Annotated in this window: 13 protein-coding genes; 8 read left to right on the forward strand and 5 right to left on the reverse strand. The window is 66.7% G+C overall.

Annotation, left to right across the window (positions count from 1 at the left end):
- Positions 1-9 precede the first annotated feature (9 nt).
- The 4 genes from iolE to BHK69_RS09745 all read right to left on the reverse strand — a co-directional run bounded on the left by iolE (position 10) and on the right by BHK69_RS09745 (position 5,689).
- A complete protein-coding gene (iolE, locus tag BHK69_RS09730; protein WP_069689926.1) occupies positions 10-909 on the reverse strand; it encodes a myo-inosose-2 dehydratase in 900 nt (299 codons plus the stop codon).
- A gap of 138 nt (positions 910-1,047) precedes the next feature.
- Entirely contained in the window at positions 1,048-2,886 is a 1,839-nt protein-coding gene (gene iolD, locus BHK69_RS09735; RefSeq protein WP_069689927.1) for a 3D-(3,5/4)-trihydroxycyclohexane-1,2-dione acylhydrolase (decyclizing), read from the reverse strand.
- Positions 2,887-2,897: 11 nt separating this feature from the next.
- Positions 2,898-4,811: a bifunctional 5-dehydro-2-deoxygluconokinase/5-dehydro-2-deoxyphosphogluconate aldolase gene (locus BHK69_RS09740; RefSeq protein ID WP_069689928.1), complete on the reverse strand. Its 1,914-nt coding sequence runs from the start codon at positions 4,809-4,811 to the stop codon at positions 2,898-2,900.
- Positions 4,812-4,825: 14 nt separating this feature from the next.
- Positions 4,826-5,689, reverse strand: coding sequence for a MurR/RpiR family transcriptional regulator (locus tag BHK69_RS09745; protein ID WP_069689929.1), 864 nt, complete (start codon positions 5,687-5,689; stop codon positions 4,826-4,828).
- A gap of 119 nt (positions 5,690-5,808) precedes the next feature.
- Here BHK69_RS09745 and BHK69_RS09750 point away from each other — a divergent pair, with 119 nt between their 5' ends.
- From BHK69_RS09750 to BHK69_RS09775, 6 genes are all read left to right on the forward strand, one after another.
- Positions 5,809-6,609 (forward strand): SDR family oxidoreductase, encoded by an 801-nt coding sequence (locus BHK69_RS09750; RefSeq protein WP_069689930.1) that lies wholly within the window; start codon positions 5,809-5,811, stop codon positions 6,607-6,609.
- Positions 6,610-6,692: 83 nt separating this feature from the next.
- Complete coding sequence (gene iolG / locus BHK69_RS09755) at positions 6,693-7,691, forward strand: inositol 2-dehydrogenase (protein WP_069689931.1); 999 nt, start codon at positions 6,693-6,695, stop codon at positions 7,689-7,691.
- Positions 7,692-7,693: 2 nt separating this feature from the next.
- Entirely contained in the window at positions 7,694-8,476 is a 783-nt protein-coding gene (locus tag BHK69_RS09760) for an inositol monophosphatase family protein (protein ID WP_069689932.1), read from the forward strand.
- 93 nt (positions 8,477-8,569) lie between these two features.
- Entirely contained in the window at positions 8,570-9,610 is a 1,041-nt protein-coding gene (locus BHK69_RS09765; RefSeq protein ID WP_069689933.1) for an ABC transporter substrate-binding protein, read from the forward strand.
- A gap of 30 nt (positions 9,611-9,640) precedes the next feature.
- Positions 9,641-11,854 carry an ABC transporter permease gene (locus BHK69_RS09770; RefSeq protein WP_069689934.1) on the forward strand — a complete coding sequence of 738 codons (2,214 nt, stop codon included), beginning with the start codon at positions 9,641-9,643 and terminating at the stop codon, positions 11,852-11,854.
- Positions 11,851-12,915 carry an ABC transporter ATP-binding protein gene (locus tag BHK69_RS09775; protein ID WP_069689935.1) on the forward strand — a complete coding sequence of 355 codons (1,065 nt, stop codon included), beginning with the start codon at positions 11,851-11,853 and terminating at the stop codon, positions 12,913-12,915. The genes BHK69_RS09770 and BHK69_RS09775 overlap by 4 nt, the downstream gene beginning before the upstream one ends.
- Positions 12,916-13,034: 119 nt before the next feature.
- Here the strand turns inward: BHK69_RS09775 and BHK69_RS09780 are convergent, their stop codons facing one another.
- Complete coding sequence (locus BHK69_RS09780; RefSeq protein WP_069689936.1) at positions 13,035-13,544, reverse strand: 2'-5' RNA ligase family protein; 510 nt, start codon at positions 13,542-13,544, stop codon at positions 13,035-13,037.
- Between the two features lie 123 nt (positions 13,545-13,667).
- Between BHK69_RS09780 and BHK69_RS09785 the strand changes: the two genes are divergently transcribed.
- Both BHK69_RS09785 and BHK69_RS09790 read left to right on the forward strand, forming a co-directional pair.
- Positions 13,668-14,783 carry an ABC transporter ATP-binding protein gene (locus BHK69_RS09785; RefSeq protein ID WP_244548452.1) on the forward strand — a complete coding sequence of 372 codons (1,116 nt, stop codon included), beginning with the start codon at positions 13,668-13,670 and terminating at the stop codon, positions 14,781-14,783.
- Positions 14,784-14,813: 30 nt separating this feature from the next.
- The gene (locus BHK69_RS09790) at positions 14,814-15,944 is read left to right on the forward strand and encodes an ABC transporter substrate-binding protein (protein ID WP_069689937.1); all 1,131 of its coding nucleotides are present in this window, start codon (positions 14,814-14,816) and stop codon (positions 15,942-15,944) included.
- The last annotated feature ends 113 nt before the right edge of the window (positions 15,945-16,057 follow it).

Consider the following 16,057-nt stretch of genomic DNA (forward strand, 5'->3'; position numbering starts at 1 on the left):
TGCTCCGGCTCAGGCGAGCCCGGCCTCCTTCAGGCTCAGCCTCAGATGGGCGACGCCCCTCTTGGCATAGGTCAGGGGATGGGCCTTCTCAGGGTCCTGCTCGGCCTCGACCACGACCCAGCCGGAATAGCCGGGCAGGGCGCGGAAGACGGCGGGGTAATCGACCATGCCGTCGCCGGGCACGGTGTAGACGCCGAGATCGCTGCCCTGGCCGAGCACGGCATCGAGGAAGCTCCAGCTGCCGGCCTTGGCCTGCTCCATCACGCTCTCGCGCACATCCTTGGCGTGGACATGGCTGATCCGGTCGCGATAGCGCGCGGCGAGCGCGGCAGGGTCGGCCCCGCCCCAGCTCGCATGGCCGGTGTCGAGCAGCAGATGCACGGCCGGGCCGGTTGCCGCCATGAAGGCGTCGATATCGGCCTCGCTCTCGACGATCGTGCCCATATGGTGGTGATAGACCAGCCGGACGCCTTCGCTCAGCGTGCGCTCGGCGACCTCGGTGATCCGCCGGCCGAACTGCGCCCAGTCGCCCGCCGCCATCACCGGCCGTTGCGAGAGCGGCTTGCCGCGGTCGCCATGGATCGCGTTCGAGGTCTCGGCGAAGACCAGGACATTCGAGCCCATCGCCTTGAGCAGATCGAGATGCGGCCGCAGCTGGGCCATCTCTTCATCGGCATCGCGCAGCAGCAATTCGGCGGAGTACCAGCCCGAGATGCAGGCCATGCCGAAGGGGGCGAGCGCGGCCTTGAGCGCGGCGGGTTCGCGCGGGAATTTATGGCCGAGTTCCATGCCCTCAAAACCGGCCTCGCGGGCCTCATCCAGGCAGGTTTCGAGCGAGGTCGCGCCGCCGATCTCCTGCAGGTCGTCATTCGACCAGCCGATGGGGTTGGCGCCGATGCGGATAGGCATGTCGTTGGTTCCGTATTCTTCGAGGCGATCAGAATGAGGCGCGGTTCCCCGTCATTGCGAGCGAAGCGAAGCAATCCAGGACTCTCACGCACTCTCCCTGGATTGCTTCGCTTCGCTCGCAATGACGGGGGTAGTTGATCATGGCCGCGCCTTGAGCGCGTCGTCATAGCGTTGGCGGGCCTGGGCGACCTCGGCCCGCGTCGAAATCTCGGGCACCGCGACATCCCACCAATGCCCGCCGGCATCGGTCGAGATCATCGGGTCGGTGTCGATCACGACGACGCTGGTGCGGTCATGGGCCCTGCTTTCGCGCAGCGCCTCGTCGAGTTCGGCAAGGCTTGCCACCTTGCGCGAGACCGCACCGAGCGAGGCGGCGTGCGCGGCGAAATCGATCGCCGGCAATGTCTCGTGGCGGCTGTCGGCCAGGAGGTTGTTGAAGGGGGCGCCGCCGGTCGCGCCCTGCAATCGGTTGATGCAGCCAAATCCGCGATTATCGAGCACGACGATGGTGAGCTTCAGCCCCAGCATCACCGAGGTGGCGATCTCGGAGTTCATCATCAGATAGGAGCCGTCGCCGAGCATGACGACGACCTCGCGGGCGGGGTCGGCCATCTTGACGCCGAGCCCGCCGGCGATCTCATAGCCCATGCAGGAATAGCCGTATTCCATATGGTAGCCGCCGGGCGCACCGGCCTGCCAGAGCTTGTGCAATTCGCCCGGCAAGCCGCCGGCGGCGCAGACCACGACATCGGAGGGCTCGCTCCAGCGCTGCACGGCGCCGAGGACCTGCGCATCGCTCGGCAGAGCCGCATTGCCGGCGGCGGTGTAATGCGCGGCGGTAGTGAGCCAGTCGGTCCTTGCGCTCTTCGCCTGCGCTGTCCAGGTCTCGGGCGCGCGGTGGCCTGCAAGTGCCGCATCGAGCTCGGCGAGCCCGGCGCGGGCGTCGCAGACGAGCGGCCGGGCGCGCTGCTTGCCGGCGTCGAAGGCCTGCACGTTCAGCCCGATGATGCGGCAGGCGGGATTGGAAAAGAGCGACCAGGATCCGGTGGTGAAGTCCTGCAGGCGCGTACCGATGGCGAGCACGACATCGGCCTCTTCCGCCATGGCATTGGCAGCGCCGGTCCCGGTGACGCCGATCGCGCCGAGATTGAGCGGATGGTCGAAGGGCAGGGCGCTCTTGCCGGCCTGCGTCTCGGCCGCCGGCAGCCCATGCGCCTCGCAGAAACGGGCGAGTTCGGCCTCGGCCTCGCCATAGAGCACGCCGCCACCGACCACGACGAAGGGCTTTTCCGCGGCCTTGAGCAGTACGGCCGCTTCAGCCAGCTCGGCCTCATCCGGCCGCTGGCGGCGCGGCGTCCAGATGCGCTCGGCGAAGAAGGCTTCCGGATAATCGAAGGCCTCGGCTTGCACGTCCTGGCATAGCGCCAGCGTGACTGGCCCGCATTCGGCGGGGTCGGTGAGGACGGCCATGGCGCGCTCGAAGGCCGGGATCAATTGCTCGGGCCGGGTCAATCGGTCGAAATAGCGCGAGACCGGCTTGAAGCAGTCATTGGCCGAGACGGTGCCGTCGCCGAAATCCTCGATCTGCTGCAGCACCGGGTCGGGCCGGCGTCCGGCGAAGACATCGCCCGGCAGGAGCAGGAGCGGCAGGCGATTGACATGGGCGACTGCGGCGGCGGTGACCATATTGGTCGCGCCGGGGCCGATGGAACTCGTTACCGCCATCATCCGCCGGCGTCGCGAGGCCTTGGCGAAGGCGATCGCCGCATGCGCCATCGCCTGTTCGTTATGGGCGCGGTAGGTCGGCAGCCCATCGCGTGCACCATGGAGCGCCTCGCCGAGGCCCGCGACATTGCCATGGCCGAAGATCGCCCAGACACCGGCGAAGAGCGGTAGGGTCTGCCCGTCGATCACCGTTTTCTGCGCGGCGAGCGCCTTGACCAGCGCCTGCGCCATGGTGAGCCTGATCTTGGCCATCGGCTGTCTCCTCACCGGCTTTCCCAGGCAGCGGCCAGCTTGCCGAAGTTCTGTGCCATCCGCACAGTGGCGGCCTCGTCGTCGATCGCGCCCGAAAGCCATGCGCGCGCCACCTCGCCGAAGATGGTGCGCCCGATCGCGAAGCCCTTGACCGAGGCGGCATTCCGCGAGCCCCGGAAGGCCTGCATGACGACGTCCTCCGGCGCATCGAGCCCGAGCAGCAATACGCCGCGGCAATAGGGATCGTGCGTCGCGATCACGTTGTCGATCGCCTGCCAGGCGGCGGCCGAGGGCTGGGTTTCCAGCTTCCACCAATCGGGCCGGATGCCGATGGCGTAGAGCCGTTCCATCACCTGCGCCGTGCTGTCGTCATGCAGCGGGCCGTGCTTGGAGGCGATGATCTCGACCAGCAATTCGCGCCCGACCTGCCGGCAGGCCAGGGCCACGCGCTTCAGCACGGCCTCCTGCGCGGCCTTGAGCTCGGCGGGGTCGTCCGGGTGGTAGAAGCACAGGCATTTGGCGATGTGATCCACCGGCCATTCCGCCAGCGTCGCCCCCAAAGAGCCGGTTGCGTCCGTCTCGAGCACCAGCGGCCGCGAGCCGGGCAATTCGAGCGGGCGCGCGATCCAGAAACCGTGGTCGCCGGCCCGGAACAGCGCCTCGCGGCCATGCTTCCCGTCGATCAGCATGCCGAAACCGGGCCGCCCGGCCGCGACCCGCGCGGCGGCCGCGACAGCGAGCGTCTTGAAGGCGGCGATGCGCTCATGCGGTGCGCCCACGACGTCGGCCATGTTTTCCAACTGAGCGCGATGGTCGATGGCGAGCGCCATGATACCGGCGGGTTGGGGCTGGCGCGTCGTCGCCCAATGGACGTGGTTGATCTCGACATCCTGCCGCAGCGCGCGATGCTGCGAGCCATGCTTCAGGAAATATTGCAGCTCCGGGAAGGTCGGGCTCTCCGGCGAGCAGAGCAGCCGCGAGACCGCGAAAGCGCCGCAGGCATTGGCCCAGGCGCAACAGGTTTCGATCGGCTCGTCACGCAGAAAACCGCGCAGGAAGCCTGACATGAAGGCGTCGCCGGCGCCCAATACATTGTAGACCTCGACTGGAAAGCCCGGCCCCTTGATGCCGTCCTCGATCGAGGCGGGGATCGCGCCGGTGAAGACTACGCAGCCCATCGGCCCGCGCTTGCAGACGATGGTCGCAGTGCTCAAGCTGCGGATCGTGCGGATGGCCGTGAGCGTATCCTCGGAGCCGCCGGCGGCGTGGAGCTCCTCCTCGGTGCCGACGATCAGGTCGCAATGCGGCAGGATCTCCTGCAAATGCCGCGTCACATTGTCGGAACGGACATAGCGTTCCTCGCCGGCGGCATGGCCCGCCAGGCCCCAGAGATTGGGCCGGTAATCGACATCGAACACGACCTTGCGGCCATGCTTGCGGGCGAAGCGGATCGCCTTTTTCTGCGCGGCGGCGGCGTCGGGCAGCGCAAAATGCGTTCCCGTCACGACGATCGCCTTGGCCGAGGCGATGAAGGCCTCATGGATCTCGCTCTCATGCAGCGCCGCATCGGCGCAGTCGCTGCGGTAGAAGATCAGCGGAAAGGTCTTCTCGTCGCGCACGCCCAGGATCACCAGCGCGGTCAGGCGCTTGGGATCGGTGACGACGCCGTTCGTCTCGACACCTTCCCGCTCGAGCTGCTCGAGGATGAAGCGGCCCATCTGCTCGTCGCCGACGCGGGTGATCACCGCCGATTTCAGCCCGAGCCGCGCCGTGCCGATGGCGATATTGGTCGGGCAGCCGCCGACGGCCTTGACGAAGGTCCCCATATCCTCCAGCCGCCCGCCGATCTGCTGGCCGTAGAGATCGACCGAGGAGCGGCCGATGGCGATGACGTCGAGCGTCGTGTCGGAAGCGGCTGTCGGCATGTGGGTTCTGCGCTCTATCGATCGAGGTCTGGGTCGGCCGAGAGGCCGGATTTCTCGGCTGTCGCGACGGCCAGAGTCATCGCCACCGCGAAGGTCGCGGCGACCGAACGGAAGGCGCCGTAATCGGCCTCGGCGACCTCGAGCCAGAGGTGGCAATTCTCGGCGAGCGGGCTGAGCGCGCTGTCGGTCAGTGCGAGTACCGGCACACCGCGCTGATGCGCGGCTGCCGCGATCTCGACGGTCATGGCGGCATAGGGCGCGTAGCTCACCGCGAGCACGACGTCGCCCGGGCCGGCGATCGCCGCCTGCTCGGGTCCCAGCCCCGCGACATTGTCGACCAATACGGCGCGGATGCCGAGCTTGCCGAAGGCGTAGGCGAGATAGGAGACGACCGGGAACATGCGTCTGGCGCCGACCAGCACGATCGTCCGGGCTCCGGCCAGCAGGGTCACGGCAGCTTCAAGATCGGCAGGCCGGATCGCTGCCTTGACCTGCGTCAGCGAGGTTTCGCTGGCATGGACGAAACCCTCCAGCAGCGCCACGGCACCGCCTGTCGCGGCTTGCGTGCTGCGCAGTGCCGCCAGCCGCTCGCGATGGTCGACGACCTGGCGGCGCAGGCGCGAGCGGAAGACCTCCTGCATCTCGCTGAAGCCGGAATAGTCGAGCGCCTGGGCGAAGCGCACCAGGGTCGAGGCCTGCACGCCGGCGCGCTCGGCGATCTGCGCCGTCGAGCCGAAGGCCATGTCGTCGAGATGGGCGAGAGCGTGGTCGGCGACCTGCTTCAGGCGCTTCGGCAGCCTCGGCCGGCGCTGGCGCAGCAGCGCGACGAAGCCGTCGAAGTCCTTGATTGGCGCGGCTGTCTGTGGCTCGGCTGGCATGCGTTTCCCGCTTGGGCGCGGCCTTGACTTCGTAAGCCGGCGGGCGGAATGTTTATTCCAATCTACGAGAAAAACAATCCGCTCGTATCAAAATGATGCGCATGGGAGCGTGACGCCAGGTGCCGAACCGTGATGCCTTCAGCAGGGATCTGACGGGCAAGGTCGCCATCGTGACCGGCGGCAGCCAGGGGCTGGGCGAGGCGATTGCGCGCGAATTCGCGGCGCGCGGCATCGCCGGCCTGCTGCTGACCGGCCGCAACCGGGTGCGCGGCGAAGCGGTGGCGGCGTCGCTGCGTAGCGCGGGCTGCGATGTCCGTTTTCATGAGGCCGATCTCGCCGATCTCGCCGCCGTGAAGGCGATCGTGCCGGCAGCCGAGGCTGCCTTCGGGCGCATCGACATTCTGGTCAATGCCGCAGGCGATACCGATCGCGGCACGATCCTCGACACCACGCCCGAGCTCTATGAGCGCATCATGGCGGTGAATCTGCGCGCGCCCTTCTTCCTGATCCAGGGAGCGGGCGAGGCGATGGCGCGGCTCGGTATCGAAGGCGCGATCGTCAACATCCAGTCGATGTCGGCCCATGGCGGTCAGCCCTTCCTCTCCGCCTACAGCGTCTCCAAGGCGGCGCTCGCCGCCTTGACCAAGAACGCCGCCTTCGGCCTGCTGGCGCAGCGCATCCGGGTCAACGGCCTCAATATCGGCTGGATGGCAACGCCGGGTGAGGACGCGATCATGCGGCTGCGCCACGACGCAAGGGATGGCTGGCTCGACAGGGCGGCAAGCGGGCAGCCCTTCGGCCGGTTGATCGACCCGCGCGAGGTCGCCAAGGCGGTGGCTTATCTGGCGTCGGAAGAATCCGGCCTGATGACCGGCTCCAACATCGATTTCGACCAGACGATTCTGGGTGCACATGACTGATCTCCGCGCACATGACTGATTTTGGCGCGCATAACTGATGCGGGCCCGACGACACGAAGCTTGACCATAGGACAACGACGACAATGCGATTTGGATTGCTGGGCGCCGGGCGGATCGGCCGCATTCACGGACTGAACGTCGCCGCGCGGGCCGATGCCGCGCTGGTCGCGGTCGCCGATGCCTCGAAGGAGGCGGCCTCCGCGCTGGCGGCGGGGACGGGCGCGCATGTCGCCGGCATCGACGCCATCTTGGCCGACGCCAGCATCGACGCCATTCTGATCTGCACGCCGACCGACACCCATGCCGATCTCATCGAAGCAGCCGTCTCGGCCGGTAAGGCGGTGTTCTGCGAGAAGCCGGTCGATCTCGATGCGCAGCGCATCCGTCGCTGCCTGAAGCTGGTCTCGCAGACCGGGAAGCCCTTGATGATCGGCTTCAATCGCCGCTTCGACCCCAGTTTCGCGGCGCTCGAACGCCGCCTGCGCGCAGGCGAGGCCGGCGCGATCGAGATCGTCAGCGTGATCTCGCGCGATCCCTCGCCGCCGCCGGTCGAGTATGTCGCGCGTTCGGGCGGGCTGTTCCGCGACATGATGATCCATGATTTCGACATGGCGCGCTTCCTCCTCGCCGAAGAGCCGGTCGAGGTTTTCGCGCTGGGCTCGGCGCTGGTCGATCCGGCGATCGGGCAGGCCGGCGATGTCGACACCGCTGCCGTGCTGATGAAGACCGCCTCGGGCCGGATCGCGCAGATCTCGAATTCTCGGCGCGCCACCTATGGCTATGACCAGCGCATCGAGGTGCATGGCTCCAAGGGCATGCTGCGCGCCGGCAACATTCACGAGACCACGGTCGAGAGTGCGACCGGCGCCGGCTTCCGCGCCGATCCCGTGCAGAACTTCTTCCTCGAGCGCTATGCGGCGGCCTATCGCGCCGAGCTCGAGGCTTTCATCGCTGCCTGCCGGGGTGGAACGGCGGCAAGGCCCTCTGGTCTCGACGGTCTCAAGGCCCAGATCCTGGCCGACGCCGCCACGGAGTCGGCGCGCACGGGCAAACCTGTCGCCGTTGCGCTGGAGGCGAATTGACCATGTCGCCAGCCGAACTTGACCTTCGTCAATATGCCGTGCTCGGCCTCGTCACCGAGGCGAGCCGGATGGCGCTCGACTATTTCCGCAAGCGCGACAGCCTCGGCGTGACCATGAAGGGCGCGCAGGATTGGCTCACTGTCGCCGATGGCGCGGTCGAGGATTTTCTGCGCCAGCGCCTCGGTGTGTTGTTCCCTTCGGATGCTGTCATCGGCGAGGAGGGCGGCGGCGAGAATTCCGATGCGGTCTGGATCATCGATCCGATCGACGGCACCTCGAATTTCGCCCGTGGTGACCGCAACTGGTGCATCTCGATCGGCTTTCTGAATCATGGCGTGCCGGAGATCGGCATCATCGCCGCCCCGGCTCTGGACGAGATCTATCTCGGCCGGCGCGGGCGCGGCGCGAGCATGAACGGCCAGCCGATCCAAGTTTCGGGGGCTGGCGACATCACGCGCGCTTATGTCGAGATGGGCTGGTCGACGCGCATTCTCGCGGCCGATTATCTCGCCATGATCGGGCGCGGCCTGGCGGCAGGCGCATCGGTCAAACGCTCCGGCTCCGGTGCGCTCGGGCTCTGCCATGTCGCGAATGGCCGCACCGAGGCCTATGTCGAATTGCACATCAATGCCTGGGACGTCGCCGCGGGCGTCGTCATCGCCGGCGAAGCCGGCGCCGTGCTCAATGAATTCTTCACCGGGGACGCCATCGCCAAGGGCAACCCGGTCCTGTGCTGCACGCCGGCGCTTGCCGACGAGATGAGGGCGATCAGCGGAATTTCTTAGCCAGCAACTGATCCGTTGATCTTTGCGCGAAAGCCGTCAGAGTTCAGCCAACGACAGAACAACGAACGAAACGTTCGACCAGGGAGGACGACCATGAAGACCCAATCCTGGCTTGCCGCCGGAGTGTTCGCCGCTGTTGCCGCCGCTTCGCCGTTGGCAACCTCTCCAGCGAAGGCGCAAGGCGCGCTGGTGATGTATTGCGGCGTCCAGGAAGAATGGTGCCGCGCCATGTCGACCGCCTTCGAGAAGGAGACCGGCATCAAGGTTGCGATGACGCGCAAATCGGCGGGCGAGATCTATGCCCAGCTCAAGGCGGAATCGGCTAATCCGCGTGGCGATATCTGGTGGGGCGGCACTGGCGATCCGCATCTCCAGGCGGCCGAGGAGGGGCTGACGCAGGAATACGAGTCGCCCGCCAATAAGGATCTGAACGACTGGGCGATCTCGCAGTGGAAGGCCGCCAAGCAGCGCTCGATCGGCATCTATGCCGGCGCGCTCGGCTTCGGCTTCAACACCCAGCAGATCAAGTCCAAGGGCATGGCGGAGCCGAAATGCTGGGCCGATCTGCTCGACCCCAAGCTCAAGGACGACGTCCAGGTCGCCGACCCCAACTCGTCAGGCACGGCCTATAACCTGCTCGCGACGGTGGTGCAGCTGATGGGCGAGGACAAGGCCTTCGCCTACCTCAAGGCCCTGCACAAGAACATCAACCAGTACACCAAATCGGGCGCCGCGCCGGCCAAGGCGACGAGCCTGGGCGAGACCGCCGTCGGCATCGTCTTCATCCACGACGCCGTCGTCTTCGCGGTGCAGGGCGATCCGATCAAGCCGGTCGCGCCCTGCGAGGGCACGGGTTACGAGATCGGCTCAATGTCGATCGTCAAGGGCGCGCGCAATCTCGACAACGCCAAGAAGTTCTACGACTGGGCGCTGACGCCCGCCGCGCAAGGGCTCGCCGGACCGGCGAAATCCTATCAGGTGCCGTCGAACAAGAATGCGCCGGTGCCGCCGCAATCGCCGAAGATGTCGGAGATGAAGCTGATCGACTACGACTTCGTCAAATACGGCTCCTCGGCCGAGCGCACGCGCTTGCTCGCCAAATGGGACCGCGAGGTCAAGGCGCTGCCGAAGTAGGTGACGGGCTCTCGGGCGGAGACGGCTGACATGCGCCGCGCCACGCAACTCGTGCTCCTGATCGGCTGGCTCGGCTATGCCGTGCTGCCCTGGTATCTGCCCGAGGGCATGAGCCTGACGCAGTTTGGCTGGCTCTCCAGCTATCCGCTCGGCAAGGCGGGCAGTGCCTTGGCGCTCGCCTTGTCCGGGGAAGCGCCCTGGCTGCTGCCGGTAGGTGTGGCCTTGCTGGCAGCGACGGCGTTCTGCCGCGGCACTGAATCCGGCAAGGTGGCGCGTGTCCTCGTCGCGGCCGGGGGGGCGGGGCTAGCGGTGTTCTTCCTGCAGGGCTTCGGCATCGGCCTGAAAGGCTCTGCCGCCGGCTGGGCCACGGCGCTTTTGGGCGCGGATGTCGCGCAGGCCGGCATGGGCGGCGGCGCTTTCCTCACCGTCCTGGCGCTGCTGCTCCTGACCTGCCATGGCCTGGCCTATCGTGGCTATTGCCGGGGTGACCTGTTCACCACCTCGGCCATCGGCATCGTCGTCCTGTTGATCGGGCTGTTCATCTTCTGGCCCGTCATGGTCATCCTGAAGAGCGCGCTGGTCGATCAGAACGGCCATGTCGCGCTCTCGGCCTTCTCGGACAGGTTCTTCAGCGCCACGATCTGGGGTCTCGGTTGCGTCTCCAGCGGCACGAGCTGCGGGGTTGCCTGGAACACGCTGATCCTGGCCGTGCTGACCGGGGTGATCACGACCCTGCTTGGTCTTGCCTGCGCGCTGCTGCTCCAGCGCACGGCGATGCCCGGCAAGCGCCTGATGCGGGCGCTGACGGTGCTGCCGATCATCACGCCGCCCTTCGTGATCGGGCTCGCGCTGATCCTGCTCTTCGGCCGTTCCGGCTTCTTCACCGGGATCATGGCGGACTGGTTCGGGGTTCCGCGCTCGCGCTGGATCTATGGTTTGCCCGGCGTGCTGCTGGCGCAGGTTCTCGCCTTCGCGCCGATCGCCTTCCTCGTCCTGATCGGCGTGGTCCAGGGCATCAGCCCGAGCCTGGAGGAAGCCTCGCAGACACTGGGGGCCGGCCGCTGGCAGACCTTCTCGACCGTGACCTGGCCATTGCTGCGACCCGGTATCGCCAACGCTTTCCTGCTCGGCTTCGTCGAGAGCATGGCCGATTTCGGCAATCCGCTGGTGCTCGGCGGCAATTTCGAGGTGCTCTCGACCAAGATCTTCTTCGCCGTCGTCGGCGCAGCCTATAACCAGGGCCAGGCGGCGGTGCTCGCCATGGTGCTGCTCGCCTTCACGCTCGGCGCCTTCTGGCTGCAGCAGGGCTGGCTCGGCGGCAAATCCTACACGACCGTGACGGGCAAGGGCGATGCCGGCCTGCCGACGCCGCTGCCGCGCCGGGTCACCTGGCTCGCGGGGCTGGCCGTCCTGCCCTGGGTGGCGCTCACGCTGGTGATCTATCTCGTCATCCTCGTCGGCGGCTTCGTCAAGACGATGGGCCGCGACTACACGCCGACGCTGGAGCACTACCGCACCGGTTTCGCGATCGATTTCAGCCGCGGACTCTTCTTCGAGGGTGCGGCCTGGAACTCGTTCTTCACGACGCTGAAGGTCGCGGCGATTTCAGCGCCGTTGACGGCGCTGATCGGCCTGCTCACCGCCTATCTGCTGACGCGGCAGAAATTCAGCGGGCGCAGCACCCTGGAATTCGCGACGATGCTCTCCTTCGCCATTCCCGGCACGGTGCTCGGCGTCGCCTATATCCTGGCCTTCAACGTGCCGCCGATCGAGATCACCGGCACCGGGCTGATCCTGATCATCGCCTTCGTCTTCCGCAACATGCCGGTCGGCGTGCGCTCCGGCATCGCCGGCCTGTCGCAGATCGACAAGAGCCTGGACGAGGCCTCGACGACGCTGCGCGCCCGCAGCTTCACCACGCTCTGGCGCGTCGTGCTGCCGCTGCTGCGCCCGGCGCTGGTCGCGGCGCTGGTCTACAGCTTCGTACGCAGCATGACCGCCGTCAGCGCGGTGATCTTCCTGGTCTCGGCCGAGTACAACCTCGCCACCGCCTATATCGTCGGCCGGGTCGAGGCCGGCGAGTTCGGCCTGGCCATCGCCTATTCCTCGGTGCTGATCGTGGTCATGGCCGCCGGCATCGGACTGATCCAGCTCGGCGTCGGCGAACGCAAGCTCGGCCGGCGCAAGCTCGTGGCACTCTCCGGCTCGGTCTCCAATCCTATCAGTCAAGGAGCAGCAAGTTGACGAAGGCCGGCCCCGCATCCGTCGAGTTCCGCAATGTCAGCATGCGCTATGGCGCGGTGACCGCCGTCGACGATGTCAGCTTCGCCATCGAGGCCGGCAAGCTCGTCACCCTGCTCGGCCCCTCCGGCTGCGGCAAGACCACGACCCTGCGCATGATCGCCGGGCTCGAGATCGCCAGCGCGGGCCAGATCCTGATCGGCGGCAAGGATGTGACGCGGCTCTCGGCGGCTGATCGCGACGTCAGCATGGTGTTCCAGTCCTATGCGCTGTTTCCGCATATGAGCGTGCTGGAGAACGCCGCCTATGGCCCGACCGTGAAGGGGCTGGGCAAGGATGTGGCGCGCGAAATGGCGCTGTCGAAGCTTGCGCTCGTCGGCCTGAAAGGTTTCGAGAACCGCTACCCTTCGGAGCTCTCCGGCGGGCAGCAGCAGCGCGTCGCGGTGGCGCGCGCTCTGGTGCTGGAGCCGCAGGTGCTGCTCTTCGACGAGCCGCTCTCCAATCTCGATGCAAAACTGCGCCGCCGGGTCCGCGAGGAGATCCGCGAATTGCAGCAAAGTCTCAACCTGACGGTCGCCTATGTCACCCATGATCAGGAGGAGGCGCTCGCCGTTTCCGACCGCATCATCGTGATGTCGAATTCGCGCATCGCGCAGGAGGGCGCGCCGCGCGAGCTCTATGAGGAGCCGGCCAACGCCTTCGTCGCGGATTTCATCGGCGACGCCAATCTGATCGACGTGACGATCCGCTCCGTCGCCGAGGGGCGCGCCGATGTCGCGATCGGCTCGGCCAGCGTCTCCTTGCCGGCGCGTGGGCTCGGGCCGGGGCCGGCCCGGGTCGCGGTACGGCCGGAGAGCCTGATCCTGTCGGAAGGGGCAGGCGCGGGGCTGCCCGGCACGATCCGCAAATGCACCTATCTCGGCAACCACCTCGACATCATCGTCGAGACCGAGGCCGCCGATCTCTTCGTGGTGCAGTACGGCGCCCGCCCGATGCTGGCCGAGGGCACATCGGTGAAGCTCGGTTTCGCGAATTCGGGCGTGACGCTGATCCCGCCGGGCTGAGCCGGCGCCAACCGTCATTGCGAGCGCAGCGAAGCAATCCAGAAGACGTCGAGCGAGACGCTGGATTGCTTCGCTGCGCTCGCAATGACGGATAGGACGGGAAAAGAGCGCGCCGGTGTTCAGCCCAACCACGCACTGGCCACGACGCGCCAATCGGCGATCGGGATATCCTGGCCCGAGCGCACCACGCAGAGCCGGTCGAAGCTGACGGCTCGCCCTTTCAGCCGCCGCCCGACCTCCTCTGCCACTGCGGCCTTCAGCTCTGGCGCGACCGGGCCGTAGAGCAGCGAGACATGCGGCATGAAGGCCTCTGCCGCCTGCGCGTCCAATCGCTGCTTCAATCGCGCCAGCGGCGCGCTGACCGCGAAGCGCGCATAGAACGAGCGGAAATAGCTTTCGCTCGTCTCGATCGCGGCGATCTCTTCCGCAAACCTCGCGACCGCGCCGGCCGCCTCTGCGATCGCGGTTTCGAGCGCCGCCATGGGCAGGTCGGTGTCGCCCTTCATCGTCAGATGCGGCGCGAAGAGCGGTGTGTCGAAGCGGCGCGACAGCTCCGCGACCACCTCCGCCAGCAGCGTCTCGTCCTCGGTTTTCGGCAGCAGCCAGATGGAGTGGATCAGGGGCGTCATCAGAGGTTCACAAACCTATTGCACACGGCCGGAGACGGGCGTTATATTTATTCCAAGCGTATCAGAAATTGGAAGAGACGTTCCAATCATTCTGAAAAAGATCGCGGCAAGGGAGACGGCGTTTTGCCAACGGAATTGCAGCACGGGCCGCAAAGCGGCGCGGCCATTGCCGTGCGCGATCTGCATGTCGCCTATGGCGGCACACGGGTGCTGCACGGCGTCAGCCTCGATTTCACACCCGGCAGCTTCACCGCGCTTCTCGGCTCGTCGGGCTGCGGCAAGACCACGCTTTTGCGCTCGCTGAGCGGCTTCGTGCCGGTCCAATCCGGCTCGATCATCGTCGGCGGCAAGGATGTCGCCTCGCTGCCGCCGGAGAAGCGCGGCATGGCGATGGTGTTCCAGTCCTATGCGCTGTGGCCGCATATGACCGTGCTGCAGAATATCGGCTACGGCTTGAAGCTGCGCGGCGCCACCAAGGCGCAGATCGCGGCCAAGGTCGCCGCCATGCTCGAATTCCTCGGCCTTGCCGGCTATGAGAACCGCAAGGTCACGGCGCTCTCGGGCGGCCAGCGCCAGCGCGTCGCGCTCGGCCGGGCGCTCGCCATCGACCCCGGCATCCTGCTGCTCGACGAGCCGCTCTCCAATCTCGACGCCAAGATCCGCATGACGATGCGCCATGAGATCCGCGCGATCCAGCAGCGTCTGGGCTTGACCGCCGTCCATGTCACGCATGATCGCGAGGAGGCCATGACCATGGCCGACCGGCTCGTCATCATGCAGGCGGGCAGGATCGCGCAGGTCGGCACGCCCGAGGAGGTCTATGACCGCCCGGCGACTGCCTTCGTCGCCAATTTCATGGGCGCGGAGAACGTCCTGCCGCTGCGCGTCGAGCGCTCGGAGCAGGGTGCTCGCTTGAGTGCGGGCGAGGCCACGGCGAGCCTCGCGAACGCGGTATCGAGCGCTTTGCCGAGCGGTGATGCGGTTGCCTATTTCCGTGACGACGTCGCGCGGCTCGACGCCAGCGACGCGACCTCGGTCGACGATCTGATCGTGCCGGGGCTGATCGCCGCGCGCGCCTATCCCGGCGGCGTCTATCGCTACCGGGTCGAGGCGGCAGGCCGCCAGATCACGGTCGACGACGCCGACCGCCACGAACTCGGAACCAAAGTCGGCCTGCGCATCCCGCTGCAGCGCCTCCACATCTTCCCGGCATCCGAGGCCGGGTCGATCGCCGCCTGACCGCGTTCTATCCAACAAGGAGTCAGACCCATGCGCATCCTCACCATAGCCTGTTCGCTCGCGGCGCTGATGGCGGCATCACCGCTTTCGGCCCAGACCCTGAACGTCGCCACCGCCGGCGACCAGAACATGGTCGATTATGTGAAGGACTATCTCGGGCCGATGTTCGAGAAGTCCCATCCCGGCGTGAAGGTCGTTTCCGTCGGCACCGGCGCCGGCGATTCCGGCTCGCAGAAGATCTATGAGAAGCTCGACGCGCAGAAGAGCTCGGCCACGACCGATTTCGATGTCGTCGTCATCCACCAGAAGGCCGCCGGCACGATGGTGAAGGAAGGCCTGCTCGCCAAATACACCGACAAGGTCGACACCGCGAAACTCGTCTCGAGCGAGTCGGCGAAGAACGCGCTCGGCGCCGACGTCTCGGGCTTCGTCATCCCGATGTTCCAGTCGCAGACCGCGCTCGCCTATAATGCCGATCTGCTCAAATCTCCGCCCAACAGCTTCGCGGAGCTGCGCGACTGGGCCAAGAAGAACCCCAAGCAGTTCGGCTATAACGGCATCAAGGGCGGCATGTCCGGCGTCGCCTTCGTCGCCGGCTGGGTCTACGCCTTCGGCGGCGACGCCGACAGGCTGATCAAGGGCCCCTATGATCCGGCCGTGAAGGCGTCCTGGGACGGCGCGCTCGCCGATCTCAAGGAGTTCAACAAGTCGGTCGTCATCACCCCCGGCAATGCCGGCACGCTCGACATGCTCAATCGCGGCGAGATCGCGATCGGGCCGGTCTGGGTCGACATGTTCTATTCCTGGCAGGCCGACGGCAAGCTGCCGCCGAACATGAAGCTCAAGCTCGCTTCTCCCGGCATGCCGGGCCAGCCGATGTATTACGCCGTGCCGGAGAAGACCGCCAACCGCAAGCTCGCCGAGGAGTTCATCGCGCTCGCCACCAGCCCGCAGGTGCAGGCGGACGGCATCGTCAAGAAGTTCAACTGGTATCCGGGCATCGACGCCAAGAACCTCGAGGGCAAGCTCGACCAGGCGGCCTGGAACAAGCTCTTCACCGACATCACCCCGAGCGATCTCGCGAAGAACGCCAAGTCCTTCCCGATCGCGCCCTACTTCAACGACATCCTCGAAGGTTACGAGAAGAAGGTCTCGAACTGACACGGCTGATGGGATCACGCGTCATTCTCGGGCTTGTCCGAGAATCTCATGACCAGATCGTTCTGGTTCAAGAGATGGTCGGGTCAAGCCCGACCGTGACGCGGCCCTCGCTG

This window comes from Bosea vaviloviae (assembly GCF_001741865.1).
GTDB lineage: Bacteria > Pseudomonadota > Alphaproteobacteria > Rhizobiales > Beijerinckiaceae > Allobosea > Allobosea vaviloviae.

Coding starts and splice junctions, on each gene's coding strand:
- iolE (WP_069689926.1), bottom strand. CDS start 909: ATGCCTATCCGCATCGGCGCCAACCCCATCGGCTGGTCGAATGACGAC.
- iolD (WP_069689927.1), bottom strand. CDS start 2,886: ATGGCCAAGATCAGGCTCACCATGGCGCAGGCGCTGGTCAAGGCGCTC.
- BHK69_RS09740 (WP_069689928.1), bottom strand. CDS start 4,811: ATGCCGACAGCCGCTTCCGACACGACGCTCGACGTCATCGCCATCGGC.
- BHK69_RS09745 (WP_069689929.1), bottom strand. CDS start 5,689: ATGCCAGCCGAGCCACAGACAGCCGCGCCAATCAAGGACTTCGACGGC.
- iolG (WP_069689931.1), top strand. CDS start 6,693: ATGCGATTTGGATTGCTGGGCGCCGGGCGGATCGGCCGCATTCACGGA.
- BHK69_RS09760 (WP_069689932.1), top strand. CDS start 7,694: ATGTCGCCAGCCGAACTTGACCTTCGTCAATATGCCGTGCTCGGCCTC.
- BHK69_RS09765 (WP_069689933.1), top strand. CDS start 8,570: ATGAAGACCCAATCCTGGCTTGCCGCCGGAGTGTTCGCCGCTGTTGCC.
- BHK69_RS09770 (WP_069689934.1), top strand. CDS start 9,641: ATGCGCCGCGCCACGCAACTCGTGCTCCTGATCGGCTGGCTCGGCTAT.
- BHK69_RS09780 (WP_069689936.1), bottom strand. CDS start 13,544: ATGACGCCCCTGATCCACTCCATCTGGCTGCTGCCGAAAACCGAGGAC.
- BHK69_RS09790 (WP_069689937.1), top strand. CDS start 14,814: ATGCGCATCCTCACCATAGCCTGTTCGCTCGCGGCGCTGATGGCGGCA.